This window comes from Paraburkholderia nodosa, assembly GCF_001718195.1.
Lineage (GTDB): Bacteria > Pseudomonadota > Gammaproteobacteria > Burkholderiales > Burkholderiaceae > Paraburkholderia > Paraburkholderia nodosa_A.
Genome location: NZ_MCNV01000015.1, coordinates 125,504 through 145,920, shown reverse-complemented (window position 1 = coordinate 145,920; position 20,417 = coordinate 125,504). Strand labels below are relative to the sequence as shown.

At 66.4% G+C, this 20,417-nt stretch carries 20 protein-coding genes; 8 read left to right on the top strand and 12 right to left on the bottom strand.

What is annotated here, in order from left to right:
• Positions 1-8 precede the first annotated feature (8 nt).
• Positions 9-995: an aliphatic sulfonate ABC transporter substrate-binding protein gene (locus tag BFD71_RS24175; protein WP_069266838.1), complete on the bottom strand. Its 987-nt coding sequence runs from the start codon at positions 993-995 to the stop codon at positions 9-11.
• A 246-nt stretch (positions 996-1,241) separates the two neighbouring features.
• Between BFD71_RS24175 and BFD71_RS24170 the strand changes: the two genes are divergently transcribed.
• Positions 1,242-2,303, top strand: a complete 1,062-nt coding sequence (locus BFD71_RS24170) for an LLM class flavin-dependent oxidoreductase (RefSeq protein ID WP_069266837.1) — start codon at positions 1,242-1,244, stop codon at positions 2,301-2,303.
• Positions 2,304-2,324: 21 nt separating this feature from the next.
• Here BFD71_RS24170 and BFD71_RS24165 read toward each other — a convergent pair whose 3' ends face one another.
• Genes BFD71_RS24165 through BFD71_RS24145 form a run of 5 tightly spaced genes read right to left on the bottom strand, consistent with a single transcriptional unit; the run spans position 2,325 to position 7,187 of the window.
• Positions 2,325-3,566 (bottom strand): acyl-CoA dehydrogenase family protein, encoded by a 1,242-nt coding sequence (locus tag BFD71_RS24165; protein WP_069266897.1) that lies wholly within the window; start codon positions 3,564-3,566, stop codon positions 2,325-2,327.
• Positions 3,567-3,588: 22 nt separating this feature from the next.
• Positions 3,589-4,596 carry an NrtA/SsuA/CpmA family ABC transporter substrate-binding protein gene (locus BFD71_RS24160; protein ID WP_069266836.1) on the bottom strand — a complete coding sequence of 336 codons (1,008 nt, stop codon included), beginning with the start codon at positions 4,594-4,596 and terminating at the stop codon, positions 3,589-3,591.
• A 34-nt stretch (positions 4,597-4,630) separates the two neighbouring features.
• A complete protein-coding gene (locus BFD71_RS24155) occupies positions 4,631-5,374 on the bottom strand; it encodes an ABC transporter ATP-binding protein (protein ID WP_069266835.1) in 744 nt (247 codons plus the stop codon).
• The gene (locus tag BFD71_RS24150; RefSeq protein WP_069266834.1) at positions 5,374-6,213 is read right to left on the bottom strand and encodes an ABC transporter permease subunit; all 840 of its coding nucleotides are present in this window, start codon (positions 6,211-6,213) and stop codon (positions 5,374-5,376) included. Before BFD71_RS24150 ends, BFD71_RS24155 begins: the two co-directional genes overlap by 1 nt.
• A 44-nt stretch (positions 6,214-6,257) precedes the next feature.
• Complete coding sequence (locus BFD71_RS24145; protein ID WP_069266833.1) at positions 6,258-7,187, bottom strand: ABC transporter substrate-binding protein; 930 nt, start codon at positions 7,185-7,187, stop codon at positions 6,258-6,260.
• Between the two features lie 168 nt (positions 7,188-7,355).
• Between BFD71_RS24145 and BFD71_RS24140 the strand changes: the two genes are divergently transcribed.
• Complete coding sequence (locus tag BFD71_RS24140; protein ID WP_069266832.1) at positions 7,356-8,267, top strand: LysR family transcriptional regulator; 912 nt, start codon at positions 7,356-7,358, stop codon at positions 8,265-8,267.
• Between the two features lie 60 nt (positions 8,268-8,327).
• Here the strand turns inward: BFD71_RS24140 and BFD71_RS24135 are convergent, their stop codons facing one another.
• From BFD71_RS24135 to BFD71_RS24110, 6 genes are all read right to left on the bottom strand, one after another.
• Positions 8,328-8,978, bottom strand: a complete 651-nt coding sequence (locus BFD71_RS24135) for a peroxidase-related enzyme (RefSeq protein WP_083245434.1) — start codon at positions 8,976-8,978, stop codon at positions 8,328-8,330.
• Between the two features lie 64 nt (positions 8,979-9,042).
• Complete coding sequence (locus tag BFD71_RS24130) at positions 9,043-10,254, bottom strand: acyl-CoA dehydrogenase family protein (RefSeq protein ID WP_069266831.1); 1,212 nt, start codon at positions 10,252-10,254, stop codon at positions 9,043-9,045.
• A gap of 309 nt (positions 10,255-10,563) precedes the next feature.
• Positions 10,564-11,775: a c-type cytochrome gene (locus BFD71_RS24125; protein ID WP_069266830.1), complete on the bottom strand. Its 1,212-nt coding sequence runs from the start codon at positions 11,773-11,775 to the stop codon at positions 10,564-10,566.
• 41 nt (positions 11,776-11,816) lie between these two features.
• On the bottom strand, positions 11,817-12,629 hold the full coding sequence (locus BFD71_RS24120; protein WP_069266829.1) for an ABC transporter ATP-binding protein: 813 nt from the start codon (positions 12,627-12,629) through the stop codon (positions 11,817-11,819).
• The gene (locus BFD71_RS24115; protein WP_083245433.1) at positions 12,623-13,723 is read right to left on the bottom strand and encodes an ABC transporter permease; all 1,101 of its coding nucleotides are present in this window, start codon (positions 13,721-13,723) and stop codon (positions 12,623-12,625) included. The genes BFD71_RS24120 and BFD71_RS24115 overlap by 7 nt, the downstream gene beginning before the upstream one ends.
• A gap of 4 nt (positions 13,724-13,727) precedes the next feature.
• Positions 13,728-14,765, bottom strand: coding sequence for an ABC transporter substrate-binding protein (locus tag BFD71_RS24110; RefSeq protein WP_069266828.1), 1,038 nt, complete (start codon positions 14,763-14,765; stop codon positions 13,728-13,730).
• Between the two features lie 381 nt (positions 14,766-15,146).
• On the opposite strand from BFD71_RS24110, the gene BFD71_RS24105 reads away from it, so the two are divergent.
• The 6 genes from BFD71_RS24105 to BFD71_RS24080 all read left to right on the top strand — a co-directional run bounded on the left by BFD71_RS24105 (position 15,147) and on the right by BFD71_RS24080 (position 20,295).
• Positions 15,147-15,365 (top strand): hypothetical protein, encoded by a 219-nt coding sequence (locus BFD71_RS24105; RefSeq protein ID WP_069266827.1) that lies wholly within the window; start codon positions 15,147-15,149, stop codon positions 15,363-15,365.
• 173 nt (positions 15,366-15,538) lie between these two features.
• Positions 15,539-16,006: a rhodanese-like domain-containing protein gene (locus tag BFD71_RS24100; RefSeq protein ID WP_069266826.1), complete on the top strand. Its 468-nt coding sequence runs from the start codon at positions 15,539-15,541 to the stop codon at positions 16,004-16,006.
• 47 nt (positions 16,007-16,053) lie between these two features.
• Entirely contained in the window at positions 16,054-17,016 is a 963-nt protein-coding gene (gene epsC, locus BFD71_RS24095) for a serine O-acetyltransferase EpsC (RefSeq protein ID WP_069266825.1), read from the top strand.
• Positions 17,016-17,279 carry a helix-turn-helix domain-containing protein gene (locus BFD71_RS24090; RefSeq protein WP_069266894.1) on the top strand — a complete coding sequence of 88 codons (264 nt, stop codon included), beginning with the start codon at positions 17,016-17,018 and terminating at the stop codon, positions 17,277-17,279. Before epsC ends, BFD71_RS24090 begins: the two co-directional genes overlap by 1 nt.
• 114 nt (positions 17,280-17,393) lie before the next feature.
• The gene (locus tag BFD71_RS24085; protein WP_069266824.1) at positions 17,394-18,326 is read left to right on the top strand and encodes a family 2A encapsulin nanocompartment shell protein; all 933 of its coding nucleotides are present in this window, start codon (positions 17,394-17,396) and stop codon (positions 18,324-18,326) included.
• Positions 18,301-20,295: a family 2A encapsulin nanocompartment cargo protein cysteine desulfurase gene (locus BFD71_RS24080; protein ID WP_069266823.1), complete on the top strand. Its 1,995-nt coding sequence runs from the start codon at positions 18,301-18,303 to the stop codon at positions 20,293-20,295. Before BFD71_RS24085 ends, BFD71_RS24080 begins: the two co-directional genes overlap by 26 nt.
• The last annotated feature ends 122 nt before the right edge of the window (positions 20,296-20,417 follow it).

Sequence of the window (20,417 nt, the reverse complement as noted above, 5' to 3'; positions counted from 1 at the left end):
GGAGCGGCTTACACGCCGATCGCAATCGCACGCTTTTGCGCGAAGTCCCAGCGCTCGGCGTGCGCCGTCTCCACCGGGGCCGGCAGCAGATGCGCGTTGAAGAACGTATCGGCGATTTTCTGCTGCTCGCCGAAAACCGGGGCGCTCACCTCGCGCACGAGATAGCTTCGGCGTGCGTTGGCGCGCTCGATGGTGGGCGCATCGAGCCCCCAGACCGGCGCGAGCAGCCGCGCGGCGTCCTGCGGCGCGCTGCGCACCCATTGGCCGGCGTCGCGCAACTGCGCATAGACCACGGCGATCACGTCGGGCCGCGCCTGCGCGAAACGCGTGGAGGCGAGATAGTAGCGCTGGTAGGTGGCGAGCCCCTTGCCGTCGGCGAGCACGCGCACGTCGGGCTGCTGGTCGACCGAGGCCACATAGGGGTCCCACGTCACCCACGCGTCGACGCTGCCGTTCTCGAAAGCGGCGCGCCCGTCTGCAGGCGTGAGGTAGTGGATGCGCACCGCTTCGGCGGGCACGTTCGCCTGCGCGAGTGCAGCCAGTAGCAGATAGTGGCTGCCGGCCGCCTTCGTCACGGCGATGTCCTTGTCGCGCAGGTCGGCGAGCGTGCGCAGCGCACCCGCGCGCTTGACGATGATGGCCTGCGCACCGGGCGAGGGCGCTTCCTGGGCGACGTAGACGAAGCGCGCATGTGCAGCCTGCGCGAAGATCGGCACGGTGTCGGCAACATCGGCGCTGAAATCCACGGCTTGCGCATTGAGCGCTTCGGTGAGCGGCAGCCCGCTCGCGAACTCGCTCCAGGTCACGCTCACGCCGAGCGGCGCGAGCGCGGATTCTAGCTTGCCTTGCGCCTTGAGCACGGTGATCAGCGTAGACGACTTCTGATAGCCGATTCGCAGCGTGGAAGCGGGAGCGCCAAAAGCGAGGCCCGTGGTCGCCGCGACGCCGAGAATCGATCCATGAATGAGCAGGCGTCGGCGGGAGGGAGAGAACATGGCGGACCCAGCGGATTCAGTTGACGAATCGAAAATGCTGGATGACCTTCGCGCACAAGGCAACGAAGCGATTCTGCTAAGGATTCGCGCGGGAGCGCTTTGGCCGGGTGAGCGCGCCATATCGGCGGCGTGATTCGCCTTAATGCGTTTTCACGGCTTTGATATCAGCAGATATTGGATTGGCCGTGACGCACGTGGCGTTAGTATGGATGCCCGACCATTGCCGTCCTTTGATGTTCTCACGCGATGTCCCCTTCTTTCCCACGTTTTGGCATCTGGGCGCTCGTGCACGGAAGCCGCGCGGCGCTGCAAGACCCCGCTGAACCCTACGATGCCTCGTGGGCCCGCAACAAGGCGCTCGTGCTCGAAGCCGAGCGGCTTGGCTACGACTCGGTGCTCGTGGCGCAGCATACGGTCAATCCGCACGATCCCGCACTCGACCAGCTTGAGGCGTGGACCGCTTCGGCGGCGCTCGCGGCGCTTACCTCGCGCATCGAGATCATCGCCGCGATCAAGCCGTTTCTCTACCATCCGGTCGTGCTCGCGAAAATGGCGCAGCAGATCGAGCACATCAGCGGCGGCCGCTTTGCGATCAACCTCGTGAACGCATGGAACCGGCCTGAACTCGAACGCGCCGGCATCCCGTTTCCGGAACACGACGATCGCTACCGCTATGGCCGCGAATGGATCTCGGTGGTTGACGCGCTGCTGCGCGGCGAGCGTGTGACCCATCACGGCGACCATTTCCACATCGACGATTACCGGCTGCTTCCGGCCGATCCGTTTCGTGCGCGTCCGCGCATCTATGTGGGCGGCGAGTCTGAACCGGCGCGCTCGCTTGTTGCGGCGCACGGGGATACGTGGTTCATCAACGGGCAGCCGCTCGACGACGTGGCGGGCCTGATCGCCGACGTGTCTTCACGCACGCGTCCGGCTGGCCACGAAGCGTTGCGTTTTGGCCTGTCCGCGTTTGTGATCGCGCGTGAAACGCAAGCGCAGGCCGAAGCCCATCTCGAGCATCTCTTCGCACTGGCCGAACTCGACAAGTCGTTACGCGAGCGCCAGAAAGCCAACATCGACCCGAACGCCGAAATGTTCAAGACCTTCGCCCGCTCGGCGCGCGTCGGTTCCAATGGCGGCACGGCCGCCGGACTCGTAGGCGATTACGATACGGTCGCGCGGCGCATCGCGGCCTTTCACCGGGCGGGCGTCGAGTTATTCATGCTCCAGTTCCAGCCGTTCGAAGACGATATGCGGCGCTTCGCGCAGGAGATCGTCCCGCGCGTGCGCCGCGAACTCGCAGCGTGAAGCGGGTAGCGGCGGGCGCGATCAGAAGAACGCGCCCGTTGGCGGAAGCTGGCCAGTCAGCAGGTTCTGGCCGAGCAGGCGCTCCTTGTAGAGGCGCGGATTGTGCGAGGCGATGACCTTGATGTTGCGCCAGTGCCTGTCCAGCGCGCCCACGCTCGACACCACAGAGCCGGAGCCGAGGTCGATGAGCCAGCTCGCGACTTGCGGCGCGAGATCGTCGATCACGACTTTCGCCTCCGAAGCCGCAAGCGTCGCGGCGAGCGTGGCGGCGTATTCCTCGTTCGTGCCTTCGCTATCCAACGCGCGTTGCAGCGCCTGCACGGCGCGGTCGGCGCTCGCCTCGATGCTCGCCGCGTAGGCGCGAATCCGGCCCAGCAGGGCCTGTAGCGCCGGTTCGTCGGCGGGATGCGCCGCCCCGCCGTGGTAGAAGTTGCGCTTGCGTCCTCGCAGCACCTCGACCGCATCGAGCACCACGCGCCGAACGATGCCGGCAATGCAATTGGTCAGGTAGATCTGGTGGAAGGTGAAGCCCCACGGCGCGGCTTCGGGCGCTTTCGGCGGGTCGGGCGCATAGACATGCTCGACCTTTACCACGACGTCGCGGAAGCGCGCGGTGCCGGAGCCGGTCAGGCGCTGCCCGAAACCCAGCCAGTCGTCCTCGTCGCTCACGCCTTCGGCGCGTTCGAGCACGTATTGCACAGTTGTGTTCGCACGGCTTTCCACAGCGACACCGATGAATGCATCGTTGTACAGATTACCTGTCGCGTAGACCTTGTCGCCCGAACCCAGATACACCTGTTTGCGCTCGTCCCATTCCAGGCGGCTCAATACGCGGCTCGGCCGCGCGCCGGCCGCCGTCGCGTCGCTTTCGACGAAACTAAGCCCGATCGTCTTGCGCTGGCGCACGAGGTCGAGCACGTGCGCATGGAACGGCAGGGCACGTTGCTTGAGCGCGGCTTCCACTTGCCAGAAGTGATTGCGCAAGGCGTGGGCGATGTTCGAATCGGCCGCGGCGACGTCACGCGCCACGGCGAAGAGTTCGCTCAATGACAGACCGCGGCCGCCGTCGTCGGCGGGCAGGCGCAACGCGCCGAAACCGAGCGCCTTCAGCGTGGCGATCTCTTCGTGCGGCAGGCGCTGCTCCCGCTCGCGCTGCGCCGCCGTCGCGGCGCTCCCGATTATCGCTTCGGAGAACCCGAGCGCGGCCGACAACGGCGAGACGAGCGCGATGCCGCCGGGCTGGAGGGCGGAGGTTTCAGTCATGCGCATTCCCATTCATGGCGCGTCACACCTTGACGCTGTAGTCGGCGACCTTGATGGGCGCGTTGATGATTCTGCGTTGCGCGAGCCAATCCGCCGCGCGCTGGAACTGCGCCATGAAGGCCGCGTCGTCCGGCTCGTGAAACTGGTTCACGCGCTTCAGGCTCGTCAAATAGTCGCGCACCTGGTCCGGATACTTCGCTTCCTTCTGCACGAGCTGTTCCGAATCGGCGGCATGCGCCGACTGCCAGGCGCCTTCCACGTAATACGCGTCGAGCACGGCGCGCACCAGCTCCGAATTTTCTTCGGTGAACTTGCGACGTGTCACGAGCGAGCTGTAGTCGATGAGGAAGTCGAGATCGCGCCCCTCGTTGAAAATGTCCTTCGCGTCATGCGAATAGCGCGCGATATCCACGGCGGGCGACCACATCGACCATGCATCGACTCTGCCTTGCGCAAATGCAGGCGCCGCATCGGGCGGATTCAGATAGACGAACTCGACCTTGTCGCGGTCGATATGATGCTTCTCCAGCGCCGCGATGAGCAGGAACTCGCCGAGCCCCGAGCGGTTCACCGCGACCTTGCGCCCGGCGAGGTCGGCAACCGAGTTGATGCCGCTCGACTTCTTCACGATGATGGCCGTGGACCGCGGCGAATACACGTCGAATCCGGTGAAGACGATGGGCGAGCCGGCCAGCATGGCGGCGAGCGCGGGTGTGGTGGAGCCCCAGAAGCCGAAGTCCGCGCTACCGCCGACCACGGCCTGGATCGAGGGCGCATGGTTCGGGAACGGACCGATCCATTCGACCTTGATGTTCTTCGCGGCGAGCGTCTTCTCGAACGCGCCGCGCTGCCTGGCGATGTCGGGCAGGGCGCCGTAACCCCAGCCAATGCGGACCGTGTCGGTGTTGCGCGTGAGCTTGCGGGGCGGCTCGGCCGCCTGCGCGGAAAGAAGAGGCGCGGCTGCGGCGCCGGCAAGCAAACCTCCCGCCGCGAGCAGAAGCTGGCGGCGAGTCAGTGAAACATCGTTCATTCGTGGTGGTTCCTTCTGTAGAGAGCGGAGCGCATCAGTGCGACCGAACGCCCAGTCCCTCGAGCAGCGTGAGCCGCAATGCCTGCGGCGTGTGGTCTTTGGTGTGAAACGAAGCCGCGATGCGCCCGGCGCGCATGACGAGTATCCGGTCCGCGAGCGCGAGCGCCTCGTCGACGTCGTGGGTCACGAGCAGCACGCCCGGCGCGTGGCGCGCGACCAGCTGCTTCACGAGTCCATGCATCTTGATGCGCGTGAGCGCGTCGAGCGCGGCGAACGGTTCATCGAGCAGCAGCAGCGCGGGGTCGCGCACGAGCGCCCGCGCGAGCGCCACGCGCTGCGCCTGACCGCCGGACAGATTGCGCGGCCAGTCGTCCTCGCGGCCTGACAAACCGACTTCGGCCAGTGCCCGGGTGGCACCGGTGCGCCCGACGCTCGACTCGTGGCCGAGCGCGACGTTCTCCCACAAGGTGGCCCAGGGCAGCAGACGATGCTCCTGAAACACCACGGAGGGCCGCTCCGGTGCACGAATCTGCCCGGCATCCGGTTTGTCGAGGCCCGCGAGCGCACGCAGCAGTGTGGTCTTGCCGCAGCCGCTTTCGCCGAGCAGCGCGACGAATTCGCCTGTGCGGATATCGAGGTCGAGTGCGTCGATGACGACGCGCTCGCCATAACGGCGTTGCAGGCCGTGCACCGATACAGCGGACGGTGCCGCGGCGGCTTCGTTTGCGGCGCGAGGCGCGCCATTCGGAGGAAGGGACAACGCGACGATGGAGCTCATTATTTCGCTCCCTTCGCATAGTTCGCGTGCCACGAGAGGAAGCGCGCTTCGAGCGAGCGAACCAGCGCGTCCGCGGCAACGCCGATGATCGCGTAAATAATCATGGTCAACAGGATGACGTTGGTTTGCAGGAATTCGCGGGCGTCCATGGCGAGAAAGCCGATGCCCTTGGTCGTCGCGAGCGTTTCGGCGATCACGAGGGCGAGCCACGCGTGCGCCAGCGCGTAGCGCACGCCGGTGAGGATCGAAGGCATGGCGCCAGGCAGGATGATCCGGCGCACCACGGCCGGCCAGTTCAACCCGATCACCTTGGCCAGTTCCATCAGCTTGGGATCGATCTGGCGAATGCCGAGCATCGTGTTGATGTAGACGGGAAACAGCACGGCGAGCGCGACCAGAAAAATCTTCGCGACTTCGCCCACGCCGAACCACACGATGACGAGCGGCAGCATCGCGAGAAAGGGAACCGCGCGGACCATCTGGATCGACCGGTCGATGAGCGCCTGCGCGAGCCGGGAAAAACCCACCAGTACGCCAAGCACGAGGCCGATCGTGCCGCCGATCAGAAGTCCTGTTACGGCACGCAGCAGCGAGACGCCGAGGTGCACGAACAGGTCGCCGTTGCGGGCAAGATCCCACGCCGTCGCGGCGACGCCGCTCGGCGCCGGCAGCACTTGCGGCGCGATCCAGCCCACGCGCGCCGCGAGTTCCCAGACCACGACGATCAGCGCGGGGATCGCCCACGAGAGCCAGAAATAAAAGCGGCCCGTCGAAAGCCGCGAGCCGCCGGCGCGCGAAGGCGGTCCGTAGCGGTTTGAAGAGGAGGTGACGTCTGCCATGGCGGTTCCGTAATTGCGGTGAAGTCCGGGCGATGGACGTCCGTTCAGGGAGCGGTCGACGAGAACTGTTTGTCGAAGCTCGGCGCAACGTCGAGGCGTGTTTTGATGACGTCCGCACGCAGGTAGAGATCGGCGGTGCGCTGCTGCTCGGCGATCACGCCGTTGTCGATCGGCACGGGATGCAGTTGCGCGCGCTGATAGACGGTTTTGAGCACGTCGGCGGGCAGACCCGTCACGCGCGACTGGATCGCCGCGACTTCGTCAGGATGCGAGAGCGCCCAACGCTGGCCGGCCGCCACGCGACGCAGGAAGTCGGCGAGTTCGGCGTGCTTGTCGCGGATCGCCGTATCGGTGGCGGCCTCGAAGCTCAAGCCCGATGAAACGCCAACGCCGTTCGCGATGCTGCGCGTATGCTGGCGCGCTTCGGTGAGTGCCACGTAAGGGTCCCATGTGGACCAGGCGTCCACGCTGCCGGTGGCGAGTGCGGCCTGGGCGTCGACGGGCTGCATGTACGACAAGGTCACGTCGGTGAGCTTGAGGTTCGCATGTTCGAGCGTGGCCACGGCGAGATAGTGGCCGATCGAGCCGCGCGTGGTGGCGATGCGCTTGCCCTTGAGGTCGGCAGCGTTGCGGATCGGCGAAGCGTCGGGCACGACGATCGCGAGATCGACAGGCGTCGAGCGCGTGGCCGAAACGGCGCGGATTTTCGCACCTGCCGAGTACGCGAAGATGAGCGGGGCGTCGCCCAGGCCGCCCACGTCGATCGCGCCCGCGTTGAGCGCTTCGCCCAGCGGCTGCGCGGCGGGAAAATTGAACCATTCGATCTGGTAGGGCACGTCCTTTAGTTGGCCCGACGCTTCGAGTATGCCGCGCGTCTGGAGCTGCTGGTCGCCGACCTTGAGCGTGGCGGCGGATACAGCCAGCGGCAATGTTGCAGCAATCGCGACAAGAAAGCGGACATAAGCGCGGCGCATGAAGATTCCCTGGGTAATGCGGATAGCGAAGAGAGCACGATACGGAGCGCTCCCGTATAAGGCAAACGCATTGTTCTTCTAAGGAAATATGCAGATCGCAAATGCGCCGGCGCTTGAACGAAGCGTTGCAACGACGTTAAGCTACGCGATCAATACACCGGGACCATCATGACACTCGACGAGATCGAAGCCTTCGTCGCCGTGGTGCGCAGCGAGTCGCTGAGCCACGCGGCCGAACGGCTCGAACTGACGCAGCCCGCCGTGACTCGCCGCATCCAGAATTTCGAGGAAGCATTGGGCGTGGCGCTGCTCGATCGCAACACCAAGCCCATGCGCACGACGCCGATGGGCCGCGCCGTGTACGACCAGTGCCGCGCCATCGTGCGAGAGATCGACGCGCTGCGGCAACTCGTGAACGACGGGGCGCCGCTTGCGGGCGTGCTGCGTGTGGGAGTAGCGCAAACCGTTGCCGACATCGCGATGCTCGACGCGCTGCAATCGCTGCGTCACGCGCATCCCGGGTTGCAGGCGCGCGTATCCACGGGGTGGGGCGCACCGCTGCTGCAAAAAGTGGAGGACGGCGAACTCGACGCGGCCGTCGTGCTGTTGCCCGCGAACCGCGCGTTGTCCGAAACGCTGGTGGCGGAATCGCTCAGCTCGCTCAAGCTCGCCGTGGTCGCGCAAAAGGGGCTGCTGAAGCGCCGCGCCTGGACGCTCGCCGAATGCCAGTCGCACGGCTGGGTGCTCAATCCGGACGGCTGCGGTTTTCGCGCCGGCCTGCAGCATGCGCTCGCTGCGCAAGGCCACGCACTCAAACTGAATTTCGAAACGCTCGGCACCGAGTTGCAACTCGGGCTCGTCGCGGACGGCGTGGGCCTCGGTGTCGTGCCGTATCCGCTCGTCGTGGCGAGCGCGCACGCCGATTTGCTGGACATCGTGCAGGTGAGCGACTTCAAGCCCGAAATCGCGGTGCGGATCGTCCGCTCACGCGCCATTGGCAAGATGGAATCCGCTATCGCGGTGCTGGCGCAAAGCGTTGCGCAAAGCTTCAAGTCGGCGAAGCTTGCACGTGCGGCGTGAGCGGCGGTAGCGCCTGCGGCGGGCGGCAGCGGCTATACGGTCCCGTCGACGGCGCGAATCTTATGAGGTCTCGCGGTCTCTTCCCGAGAAAAACTGATCGTCGGGCACGACATTGAGCGCGATCGTCAGACGGTTCGCGTAATTGAAGAAAGCGGATATTTCGAGGATCTCGACGACCGCCTCACGCGTGAAGCCGAGGTCGTGGAGCCGCTGCAAAGCGCTGTCGTCGACAAGGCCGGGTTCGCGCGTGAGCTGCTCCGCAATCCCGGCGAGCGCCGCCTCCTTCGGATCCAGCCGCACGTGATGCCATCCCTGCGCGATGCGCTGTGCGCGCACGGTGTCGCCGAGCGCAGTCGCGAGCGACTGGGTGTGGTTGAACACGCAATAGCTGCAGGTGTTCGCCGCGGAAGTGACGACTGCGATCAGTTCTCGCTCGGCGGCCGTCAGGCGGCTGCGATGCGGGTCGAACAGATGTTCGTAGAACGCCACGAGCCGCGACGCCGTGTCGGGGTTGACGGCCAGTGCGGCCAGCCAGTTTGGCACGAAGCCGTATTGGCGCCGAAATCGCTCGAAGAGCTCGGCAGCATGCGGCGGCAGCCCCGATTCTTCGGGCAGGCCAAGCCGGGAGACGGGCTCGTGTGCGATGTCGTGACCGGCAACGAAATCCGCCCGACGCGACGCGATATCGATAGTGGATGCGGCAGAAGACATAAAAGGACTCCTTCTGTTTTGCGTGCGAACCGGAAATCTTCGAAGAATCGTTGAGATGCGTGCGCTATACGGTTTGGCCGAGGACGCCCAGCCATAGCTGGCCGATCAACTCGTGCGTTGCATCGGCGTTGGGCGGATGGAACGCGCCGGCGCGCACGTCGCGAAAAAGCCTTTCGAGTTCCTGCCGGCGCGAGAGCGAACCCGCGCCGCTCACCTGCAAGGCGAGATTGACCACACGCAGCGCGCCATCGACGGCGTGCTGTTTGGCCGCAAGGAGTTGCGCGAGCCACAGTTCGCCAGGTGCGTAGCCGTCCCACCAGCGCTGTGCGGTGCGCTCGAGCAGCGCCTCGATGCTCTCCAGTTCGATCGCGGCGTGCGCGACGTGGGCCTGCGTGAGCGGCTTGAACGCATACGTCTGGCCGCCCAGCGCGAGAGAGCGCCGCGATCGCGCCGCATCCAGCGCCAGGTCGAAAGCGCGCTTCGCGATGCCGTAATACACCGCGCCCAGCCCGGGCAGGACTGCGCCAAGAATGCCGTCGACGAATGGGTCATCGGGCGGCCCCGCGGGCAACACGCGGGTGACGTGCTCGGGCTGCGCAACGACGCCTTCGAGCCACGTGTCGTGACTGCTCGTCGCACGCAATCCGAGCGCGTCCCACGTGGGCTCGGTGCGATGGCCCGCCGCGTCCCGGCGAATGAAGGCGTGCACGATGCGCGGATTGGCCGGATCGCTGTCGTCGCGCCCATGCACGCCGAGCCAGTCCCATGCGGGGGCGAGCGACGTGAAGATCTTGTGGCCCTCGAAGCGCCAGGCGCCGCCGGGTAGCGGCGTCGCGCGGACTGTCGAGTCCGCGAGGCCCGCATCGTTGCCAGGCTCGCCATGGCCTGCGGCGAACACCTTTCCCGCGCCGATCTCGCGCAGAATCCAGTCGGCCGAAGGATCGCCGCGCCGCCACAGATGCAAGGCGGCGCCTGCCCAGTAGAGATGCATATTGAGTGCGAGCGCCGTGGCGGGCGCCCGGGAGGCGAGCCTGATCTGCTCGCGCAATAGCGCCGGCAGCGTGAAACCAAGGCCGCCGAACTGGCGCGGCACGCTTGCACGCAGGAAGCCTGATGCGTGGAGGTCAGCCAGATCCTCTGCGAAGAACGCGTTCTCGCGGTCGTACTGCGCTGCGCGGCCACCGATGCGCTCCAGCAGTGAGTCGGTGAGCAGTGGCGACCCCGCTTGCGGGGTAAGTGATGATTGCGGCGCTCGATGTTCCAGTACGGTACTCAAGACGTTACCTCCTGCATGGGCGCGAGCGCGGGTCACGTCACCGTGTGGCGGAAGTGGCCGCGGCCGCAGCGATCCAGATACGGTTGAGAGGTCGCGCTTCAAGACTGCGGGAGCGCGCGGGCGGTGCAATCCGCTCGTTGCCCATTATGGTTTGGGATGCAAACCGTGGCCAATATCAAATCGAGATTTACAAATCGAAGGCAGATAATAGGGATGCCGAATCATATGCGTTATCTTTCCGATTCGTTCGATGCGGCGGAAGGTGCGCGATGAAGGTGTGCGATGAAGGTGCGTTTTTCCGTGCCGCGATCAATGCACGTAGCCACCCTTCACGTAACGCACTGGCTCCGCATCAATGCGCAGCAGTAGCGAAGTGAGCGGATCGGACCGCCCGCGGCTCACGCGCCCGCCGCGCCCGCCGCGTTCGCCGCCCGCGCCGGCGGCTGTGCAGAGCAGCGCCGCGTTGGCCCATGCGGGGTCGCCCGGTTTCGCCTCGGCGCGCAGCCAGCCGTCGCGGTCAGCGATCAGTTGCGAGCCCGCGAAGGCTTGCGCATTCACGCCCGCTATGCCCGCGAACGCAGTCCACGCTCCGGGCGAGACGGCCACGCACGAGGCGTCGCCATTCGCTGCCCAACGCGCGGCTTCGGACGGCGCGGGCAACGCGCCGTCGCGGAACAGCAGCAGCGTTTGCCAGCGCGGATCTTCGAGCGGCGGCGCGCGCCCGTCGACGGCCACGGCCCGCACTCGCTGCCCTGCGCGCCAACTGGCCAGCGGCACGGCCGGCGCGTCGCCGCAGCGCACGTCTAGTGCAGGCAGCGCCACAGGCACCGGCCAGCCTTCGCCGTCCTGCGCGCCGCCGCCCGCGGCCAGCACCTTCAGGTAATCGAGAATGGCCCACGTCTGCGCATCGGACAGGCGTCCTTCGAATCCGGGCATCGTTTGCGCGCCGTCGCGTGCGTGCATGCCATGCAGCACGCGCCAGAACAATTCCCCGTCCAGACGATGACCGAGCAGCGGGCCCACGACGGTCGGCGGCCAGTGCACGAGCGTGCCGGCGCGCGGGCCGTCGCCGCGGCCCGTGTCGCCGTGGCAGGCCGCGCACTCGCGCGCATAGTGTGCCGCGCCGAGCGCGATCGTCTCGACCGAGAAGGGCGTGGTCTGGAAGCTCGTGGGCACGGCGTCGGTCAGCCACAGCGAAGTGTCGGGCCACGGCGCGAACCAGGCGGCGAGTGCGGCCGCGGCGAACAGCGCGATGCGCCGCCCGCGCCAGACCAGACCCGCGACCGCGAGCAGCAGTGCGCCGCCGGTGGCGGCGAGCGCCAGTGCGAGCTGGCGCGCGACGCCCGCATCGATCAGCAGAACCTCTACGGCGAGGCGTTTCGGCCACGGCCACGCGGGCTGGCCGTGGCTGTCGCCGGCGATGCCGAGCGCGTGCGCCACACTGCCGAGTTCGACCTGCGCCGCCTGCAGCGCGCCGAGAAACGGGTTGAGCCAGGCGTTGCCGGAAAGCAGCGCGCTCATCGCCGCGCGTGGGATGAAGCGTGCCGCATCATTCGTATTCCTTACCAGCTCGCGTCGAGGCCGAGATGCTGCAAGGCTTCGCGGCGCAGCGCGGCAAACGCCGGGTCGCCGCGATGGCGCGGATAGGGCAGGTCGACATGCAGTTCGGCCGCGACGCGCGCGGGCCGCGGGCTGAACACGATCACGCGCTGGGCAAGAAAGAGCGCTTCTTCCACATCATGGGTGACGAGCAGCGCAGAGAAACGGTCGCGCTGCCAGAGATCCACGAGTTCGCTCTGCATTGCCAGACGCGTGAGCGAGTCGAGCTTGCCGAGCGGCTCGTCGAGCACGAGCAGGCGCGGATCGTTGACGAGCGCGCGGGCCAGCGCCACGCGCTGCGACATACCGCCCGAAAGCTGGTGCGGAAAGGCATCCGCGAATTCGGTGAGGCCAACGCGTTCGAGCTCGACATCCACACGCTTGCGCTCCTGCTTGATCACGCCGCGCGCCTGCAGCCCGAGCGCGACGTTCGCGCGCACGCGCCGCCATGGGTAGAGCGTCGGGTCCTGAAACACCACGACGCGCGAGGGATCGGGCCGCTCGATCGGCGCGCCGTCTTGCAGGACCCTGCCCTGCGTCGCCGGTTCGAGCCCCGCGACGAGACGCAGCAGCGTGGACTTTCCACAGCCGCTTGGGCCCAGCAGCGCGACGAATTCGCCCGGCGCGACCGAGAGCGTCACGTCGTCGAGCACCGCGAGCGGGCCCTTGGGCGTGTCGAAGCGGTGGCTCACCTGCTCGACAGAGATATGTGCGCCCCGGATCGCTGGCTCGGGCGAGATCGAGGGCGTGGCGTGCGCCACGGCGGCATTTACCATTTGACGGTTCCTTTCTGCCAGACGAGCGTGCGATCGCGCACGAGGAAGAGCAGGGTGATGAGGCCCGAGAACAGGACAGCCATCACGAGCAGCGCGGCGTACATGTTCGAGTACGACGCCCACCCCTGCGCCCATGTGAGGTACCAGCCAAGGCCGGATTTCACGCCCATCATCTCGGCTGTCACGAGCACCGTGAACGAGGCGCTCAGGCCCATGAAGAGGCCGACGAACACCTGGGGCAGCGCAGCCGGAATGGCGACGCGCAGCACGAGGAACCGCTGGCTTGCCCCGAGCGTGCGGGCCACGTCGTAGTACGCCTTGTTCACGCTCGCGACTCCCGACCACGTGAGCACGGTCACGGGGAACGCGGTGGCGAGCGCGATCAGGAAGATCGCGGCGGAACGGCTCGACGGGAAGATATAGAACGCGAGCGGCAGCAGCGCCGTGGCGGGCACGGGGCCGAGCACGCGCATGACGGGGTGCACCCAGTAGCCCACGGCGCGCGACCAGCCGATCGACACGCCGATGAGGAATCCGGCCACGCCGCCGTAGAGAAAGCCTACGGCGAGCAGGCCGATCGAATGGACCACGCAATCGGCGAGCCGCGCCCAGTCGTCGCGATAGACCTCGACGAGCGCCTGCGGCGGCGCGAAGAACGGCGTAGGCAGGAGCGCGGTCTTCGCCGTGAGGATCTCCCAGAGCGCGAACGCAACGGGCAACGCGATCAGCCATGGTCCCGCTTTTCTCAAGCCGCGCAGCGCGGGCCGCAACCGCTCGCTGCTGCGTTCGAGAGCGGGCAGTACGAGCGCGAACAGCGCGAGCCATGCCGCGATCGCCCAGGCGGCCGCGCCCAGTTCGGCGGTATAGGCCCAGTCGGAAAAACCGGTGATGCGGTTCGGCCACAGGCGCGTGACGCCGCCAAACACGGCCCATGCCGCCGCGACCGCGAGCCCGGTGTACCACGCGATTGGCTGCCCGGAAGAACGCCGGCCCCGCAGGTCGACATTCGCGAAAGGCTGGCCTGCGCCTTCGCTGGCCTCCAGTGCGTCGCTGGCGCCGGCGCGCGCCAGCGCAGGCTGTTCGAGCGTCGTCATCGCGTCACCCCAGTACGTTGGTGTAGACGGCCGCGGCGAAGCGCTGCGGGTCGGTGGTGGGCTTGAGCACGCCGGCGCGCTTGAAGTCCTCGGCGAAGTACGCGATCTCCTGCTGGAGATCGACGTTGGTCGGATGGTGATCGTAGGTGAGCGACGAATAGAGCTTTACAAGGTCATCCTCGGCGAACTTCGGCGTGTACTTCGCGAACGATTTCGCCGCTTCCCGCGGGTTCTCGCGCGAGAAGTCGGTGGCCTGAATCAGCGCACGCGCAAGCGCCGCAGCGGTCGGGCGATCGCTGCGCAGCAGCGAGCCCCGTGCGGCGATCACGCAGCAGACCTTGTGCGCGTATTCGTCGGAAAGATTGCTGGCGAGATGCGTGTATGCACCCGGACGTTGCCGTTCCAGCAGATAGAGATTCGGGTCGCCGTCGGCGATGGCCTGGATCTCGCCCTTTTGCACGGCGACATCGAGCAGGTCCGCGGGATACTGGCGCCAGCTCACGTCGCGGTCCGGGTCGATGCCGTGCTTGAGCAGCAGGATGGCGAAGAAGTTCTTGCCCGGAGAGGCGAGGTCGCTCACCCCCACGGTCTTGCCTTTGAGCGCGGCGAGCGACGTCACGCCGGCCGCGCTCGAGCCGATCAGGCGCACGCATCCGCCGTGCACGCTGCTAATGATCTTCACATCGAACCCTGCCTCCAACGGTTTGAGCCAGCGGTGGATCATGCCGACCGCAGCGTCGGCCTTGCCGGTGGAAAGCGTTTGCAGCAACTGGTCGTTCGAGCCGGCGTAGCTCACTAGATTGACCTTCAGTCCGTTCTTTTCGAAGAACCCCTGCTCCTGCGCGACGGCGACGGGCGTGAGGCAAAAGCCGTTCGGCGCCCACGCGAAGGTGAACGGCTTGAGCGCCGGCGCCGACCATGCCTTGCGGCCGAGTGTCAGAACCGGCGCGCTAAGCGCGGTCGCGCCGGCGGCGCGCAGCCATTTGCGGCGTTGCCCGTTCGGGGCGGGCGGGGTGAGGCTGGAACCGTGCAATGCGGCCATGAATCGGTCTCCGTGCGGATCGAAGTGAAGAGGCGCTTGAGGTGAGTGCGGTCTGCATACGTGCGCGCGCGTCGCCATGAATCGAATCGTATGTAAACCTAATTAAATGGCGTAAGTATTGCAAAGCGACGTCGAATGTCAGCGTAATGCCGAATCTGGTTTGCCGCGAAATAATGAATTGCGCAAACCATATGCTGTCGTTTGTCATCGGACGTTCCAGCGTGAATATTCCCGCCCATGCAGGCAAAGTGCATCGTGATGACGAAGTGATGCCCGTGCTGATTTGCTAACGCCAAAGCCTTCTTTGCCGTCGTGCGCTTCTTGCACCAGGATGAAGTGCCGCGGGCGCTTGTGTCCGCGTTTGTCATTACGGGAGCCTTCATGCGATATAAGGGCTACGAAGTCGAAGCGTCCGCACACGCATTGCCGAGCGGACTCTACGCGGCGAACCTGACCATCGAAAACTGGTCGTCGCCGCCCGGTTCGTCGTTCACTTTCGACGCACTCGATTACTTCTTCGAGGCCGATCACGCCATTGCGTACGCCTCGCGCTGGGCGCGACTGTGGATCGACCAGCGCGGCAGGCCGGCGTCATGTTGACGAGGGCGCACGCGATCGAATTTGCACGATTGCATCTCCCACCTGTGCCCATTTGCATATCAGTTTTTATTGGTTGGAACGCCGGCGGCGCACTTGCATAGTGGAATCCTGATGGCTATAGGCGGCAGCGCTCCGAGGGTCGGGGCGCTGCCGTCCACATTAAGGAGACACTGATGACAGTGGAACTGCATGAAACGCCGCTGCACGCGGATCTGGAAGCGGCGCGCGGCGCCGCGCAGGCGGCCGGCCTGCCCTACGCGGGCAGCGTGACGCCGCGGCAAGCCTGGGCGCTCCATCAGGCGGGCGAAGCGGTGCTCGTGGACGTGCGCACGGCCGAAGAGCGCAAGTTCGTTGGCCACGTGCCCGACACGTTGCATGTGGCGTGGGCCACAGGCACGAGCTTCACACGCAATCCGCGCTTCGTGCGCGAACTCGAGGCAAAGACGGGCAAGAGCGCGGCGATTGTCCTGCTGTGCCGCAGCGGCAACCGGGCGGCACAGGCCGCCGAAGCGGCGGCCAAGGCGGGTTTTACCCATGTGTTCAACGTCACCGAAGGCTTTGAAGGCGACCTGGACGAAGCCGGCCGGCGCGGGCGCCGTAATGGCTGGCGTTTTCATGACTTACCGTGGGTGCAGGATTAGCGCCTGTTCCCGACGCCCCCAACGAATAACGAAGAGAGAGAACTGGCGTGACCGTATTTCATGTGTCGGAAATCGTCGATGCGCTGCAGGGCGTGCGTCAGCAATGGCGGGAATTGCAGCGCCGCGCCCTGGAGCCGGGCGGGCGCGACCTGCCCGCGCGCGAAGCGCTGGCCGAGGTCGTCGAAACGCTCAAGGGCGTGCTGTTCCCGATGCGGCTCGGGCCGCCCGACCTGCGCCAGGAAAGCGAGAACTTCTACGTCGGCCATGCGCTCGACGCCGCGCTGCACGCACTGCTGGCGCAGGCGAGGCTCGAACTGCGCTACAAGGCGCGCCACGCCGAAGCCGATCACGGCGAAATCGATGCACGCGCATTGGCCGCCGTGCGTGCGTTCTCGCAGCGCCTGCCAGTCATCCGTGGATTGCTCGACAGCGATGTGCTCGCGGCGTTCAACGGCGATCCGGCCGCGGGCAGCGTCGACGAGGTGCTGCTCTGCTATCCGGGCGTGCTGGCGATGATTCACCACCGGCTCGCGCACGAACTCTACCGGCTCGGTTTGCCGCTGCTCGCGCGCATCATTTCAGAACTGGCGCATGCGGCCACCGGCATCGACATTCATCCGGGCGCGCAGATCGGCAGTGCGTTCTTCATCGATCACGGCACGGGCGTCGTGATCGGCGAAACCGCGATCATTGGCGAGCGTGTGCGTGTGTACCAGGCCGTGACGCTCGGCGCAAAACGCTTTCCCCGCGACGCGGCCGGCAATCTCGAGAAAGGGCTGCCACGTCATCCCATTGTCGAGGACGAGGTCGTCATTTATGCGGGCGCGACGATTCTCGGGCGTGTCACGCTCGGGCGCGGCGCGGTGATTGGCGGCAATGTCTGGCTGACCGAAAGCGTGCCGGCGGGGGCGCATATCACCCAGGCGATTTCCCGGCACGAAGTGCGCGCGCCGGCGCATGAACGCCCCGGCACCGCCGCGCCGGATGCCATCGCAACGGGCGCGGCATGATGAGCGCCATCGTCCATGACTTCGGCGCCACGGTGCGTCGCCTGCGCGAGGCGCAGGCCTGGTCGCAGGAGCGGCTCGCCGAACATGCGGGACTCAACCGCACCTACGTCGGCGAAATCGAGCGCGGCACGGCCATCGCTTCGATCGTCACCGTCGAAAAGCTTGCATTGGCTTTCGGCTTGGGTATCGCGGAGCTGCTCGCGGGTGGGGCCGCGGGCGCGCCGACCGCGATCTCGCTTCCTGGCAGCCCGTTGTCGCCCTGAGGCTTCCCGCACGCTGCCGTCTATAGCCGGTTGATCCGGCTCCATTGGCTCCTCATAATCAGCCGTCTTCATAAGCAAAGCAGTTTTCGTTATAAGTCACCGGAGCCCTCGTTCATGTCCTCGATTCAGAGCGGCCAGACCGCGCTTGGCGATAACGCCGCGCGGCAACTGGCGAATGCCACCAAAACCGTCCCGCAGCTTTCCACGATCACGCCGCGCTGGCTTACGCACCTGCTGCAATGGGTGCCGGTCGAAGCCGGTATTTATCGTCTGAACCGCGTTAAGGACCCCGAAGCAGTGCGTGCCGCCTGCACGGCGCGCGAGGACGAAGGCACGCTGCCCACGACATTTGTGCCTTACGAAGAGCAGCCGCGCGAGTACTTCCTCAACGCGGTGAGCACGGTGCTCGACGTACACACGCGGATTTCCGACCTCTACAGCAGCCCGCACGACCAGATCAAGGAGCAACTGCGCCTCACGATCGAAACGATCAAGGAGTTGCAGGAAAGCCAGCTCATCAACAATCCCGACTACGGCCTGCTGGCGAACGTCGAGGAAAACCAGCGCATTTTCCCGCTGACCGGCGCGCCCACGCCCGACGACCTCGACGAACTGCTCACGAAGGTCTGGAAAGAGCCCGCGTTCTTCCTTACCCATCCGCTCGCGATTGCCGCATTCGGCCGCGAATGCACGCGGCGCGGCGTGCCGCCGCCTACGGTCAGCCTGTTCGGTTCGCAGTTCCTCACGTGGCGCGGCGTTCCGCTGATTCCTTCGGACAAGGTGCCGGTTGCCGACGGCAAGACCAAGATCCTGTTGCTGCGCGTGGGCGACAAGCGCCAGGGCGTGGTGGGCCTGTATCAACCGGGCGTGGCGGGCGAGCAGGGGCCGGGGCTCTCGGTGCGCTTCATGGGCATCAACAACCAGGCGATCGCGTCGTATCTGATCTCGCTGTACTGCTCGCTGGCGGTGCATTCGCCGGATGCGCTGGCTGTGCTCGATGACGTGGAAATCGGCAAGTACCATGACTACCCTGACACCTACCGCTAAGCCAACGGAGATCGCGCATCCGCCGTTGCCGGGCGGACTGCCGGATCCCGCCACGCTCGCGCGGCTCGCCAACGAGTTCTTCAGCACGTTGCCGGGCGGCGCAGGCGCGCCCGGCGTCGCGGCAGGCAGCGGCGCGGTAGGCGGCGTGCCGTCCGCCTTGCCCGCGGCCGCGCCGATACTTGCCTCGGTCAGCAATCCGGCGCCGGCGGGCTCACCGCTCGCGGGTCCGGGCGGCACCGGCACGGGCGTGCCGGGCTTCGCGCCGCCGCAAGGCAAGGCGCCGGGCTTGAATCTCGCGCCTTCCGCGCCCACGCACGTGCTTTCGCTCGGCAATCGCGTACCCGCGCTCGCGCCGCACGCGGCGGCGGCGAACGGGCTGCCCGACAACGCGGTGACGGTCGCACCGGCGCTGGAGCCGCGCGCGGGCGGCTCGCTGCTTGGCGTGCCACAGGCTTACACGGTGGCCGAGCCGTCCGAGCCAGTGCGAGCCACGACGAGCGAGCGTTCGCCGTTCTACTTCACGGAAACGGCGGGCAACGGCTGGCGCGATACGGCGCGCGATATCGAGGTGCCGGTGCGCGGGCTCCCTACGCCGGAGGCGTTCGGCTTGCCGGGCGACGATGCACTGCGTGGCCTGCTGACCCTCGATCATCGGGACTACGATGCAAACGGCGGCCCCGCGCGATACTTTCTCGACGAACGGGCAGCGGCGCCAGGCGTGAGCCAGGGGGTGCCGTTGCGCGGCGCGCATCCGCCTTTCGATGTCAATGCGGTGCGCCGCGACTTCCCGATCCTCCAGGAGCGCGTGAACGGCAAGCTGTTGGTGTGGTTCGACAACGCCGCGACGACGCACAAGCCGCAGGCCGTGATCGATCGCCTCGCGTACTTCTACGCGCACGAGAACTCGAACATTCACCGCGCGGCGCACACGCTCGCGGCGAGAGCGACCGACGCGTACGAGCATGCGCGCAAGACGGTGCAGCGCTTCATCAATGCATCGTCGCCCGAAGAGATCGTTTTCGTGCGCGGCACGACCGAGGCGATCAACCTGATCGCGAAGACCTGGGGCGTGCAGAACGTGGGCGAGGGCGACGAGATCATCGTCTCGCATCTCGAGCACCACGCGAACATCGTCCCGTGGCAGCAGCTCGCCGCGCTCAAGGGCGCCAGGCTGCGCGTCATTCCGGTCGACGATTCGGGCCAGGTGCTGCTGGACGAGTACCGCAAACTGCTCAACGACCGCACGAAGATCGTCTCGGTCACGCAGGTGTCGAACGCGCTGGGCACGGTCGTGCCGGTGGACGAGATTGTGGAGCTTGCGCATCGTGCGGGCGCGAAGGCGCTGGTCGACGGCGCGCAGTCGATTTCGCACATGCGGGTGGACGTGCAGGCACTCGATGCGGACTTCTTCGTGTTCTCGGGCCACAAGATCTATGGGCCGACCGGCATCGGCGTGGTGTACGGCAAGCGCGAGGTGCTGGAAAACATGCCGCCATGGCAGGGCGGCGGCAACATGATTCAGGACGTGACGTTCGAGCGGACGGTGTTCCAGCCGCCGCCGTCGCGCTTCGAAGCGGGCACCGGCAATATCGCCGATGCGGTGGGGCTGGGCGCCGCGCTGGACTATGTGAGCCGCGTCGGCATCGAAAACATCGCGCGTTACGAGCACGATCTGCTTGCCTACGCAACGAGCGTGCTCGCGCCGGTGCCGGGCGTGCGCCTCGTGGGCACGGCTCGCGACAAGGCCAGCGTGCTGTCGTTCGTGCTGAAGGGCTACAGCACCGAAGAGGTGGGGCAGGCGCTGAGCCGCGAAGGCATTGCAGTGCGCGCGGGGCATCATTGCGCCCAGCCCATTCTGCGCCGTTTCGGTCTGGAAGCCACCGTGCGGCCCTCGCTCGCGTTCTACAACACGTGCGAAGAGGTCGATGCGCTCGTGTCGGTCGTTCGCGGTCTGGCGCCGCGGCAGTAACACGACTCCGGAGCGGCGTTGCCTGACGCCGCTCCGCTTCCTCTTTTCCTCTCTCCTTTCCGTTTTCCACTTCCGCGCGATATCGATAAGCCCGTTCGTGAGATATCGATCTGCCAATCCGT

Coding starts and splice junctions, on each gene's coding strand:
- BFD71_RS24085 (WP_069266824.1), top strand. CDS start 17,394: ATGTCCTCGATTCAGAGCGGCCAGACCGCGCTTGGCGATAACGCCGCG.
- BFD71_RS24140 (WP_069266832.1), top strand. CDS start 7,356: ATGACACTCGACGAGATCGAAGCCTTCGTCGCCGTGGTGCGCAGCGAG.
- BFD71_RS24110 (WP_069266828.1), bottom strand. CDS start 14,765: ATGGCCGCATTGCACGGTTCCAGCCTCACCCCGCCCGCCCCGAACGGG.
- BFD71_RS24100 (WP_069266826.1), top strand. CDS start 15,539: ATGACAGTGGAACTGCATGAAACGCCGCTGCACGCGGATCTGGAAGCG.
- BFD71_RS24170 (WP_069266837.1), top strand. CDS start 1,242: ATGTCCCCTTCTTTCCCACGTTTTGGCATCTGGGCGCTCGTGCACGGA.
- BFD71_RS24090 (WP_069266894.1), top strand. CDS start 17,016: ATGAGCGCCATCGTCCATGACTTCGGCGCCACGGTGCGTCGCCTGCGC.
- BFD71_RS24080 (WP_069266823.1), top strand. CDS start 18,301: ATGACTACCCTGACACCTACCGCTAAGCCAACGGAGATCGCGCATCCG.
- BFD71_RS24120 (WP_069266829.1), bottom strand. CDS start 12,629: ATGGTAAATGCCGCCGTGGCGCACGCCACGCCCTCGATCTCGCCCGAG.
- BFD71_RS24165 (WP_069266897.1), bottom strand. CDS start 3,566: ATGACTGAAACCTCCGCCCTCCAGCCCGGCGGCATCGCGCTCGTCTCG.
- BFD71_RS24115 (WP_083245433.1), bottom strand. CDS start 13,723: ATGACGACGCTCGAACAGCCTGCGCTGGCGCGCGCCGGCGCCAGCGAC.
- BFD71_RS24160 (WP_069266836.1), bottom strand. CDS start 4,596: ATGAACGATGTTTCACTGACTCGCCGCCAGCTTCTGCTCGCGGCGGGA.
- BFD71_RS24145 (WP_069266833.1), bottom strand. CDS start 7,187: ATGCGCCGCGCTTATGTCCGCTTTCTTGTCGCGATTGCTGCAACATTG.
- BFD71_RS24135 (WP_083245434.1), bottom strand. CDS start 8,978: ATGTCTTCTGCCGCATCCACTATCGATATCGCGTCGCGTCGGGCGGAT.
- BFD71_RS24125 (WP_069266830.1), bottom strand. CDS start 11,775: ATGAGCGCGCTGCTTTCCGGCAACGCCTGGCTCAACCCGTTTCTCGGC.
- BFD71_RS24150 (WP_069266834.1), bottom strand. CDS start 6,213: ATGGCAGACGTCACCTCCTCTTCAAACCGCTACGGACCGCCTTCGCGC.
- BFD71_RS24175 (WP_069266838.1), bottom strand. CDS start 995: ATGTTCTCTCCCTCCCGCCGACGCCTGCTCATTCATGGATCGATTCTC.
- BFD71_RS24105 (WP_069266827.1), top strand. CDS start 15,147: ATGCGATATAAGGGCTACGAAGTCGAAGCGTCCGCACACGCATTGCCG.
- BFD71_RS24155 (WP_069266835.1), bottom strand. CDS start 5,374: ATGAGCTCCATCGTCGCGTTGTCCCTTCCTCCGAATGGCGCGCCTCGC.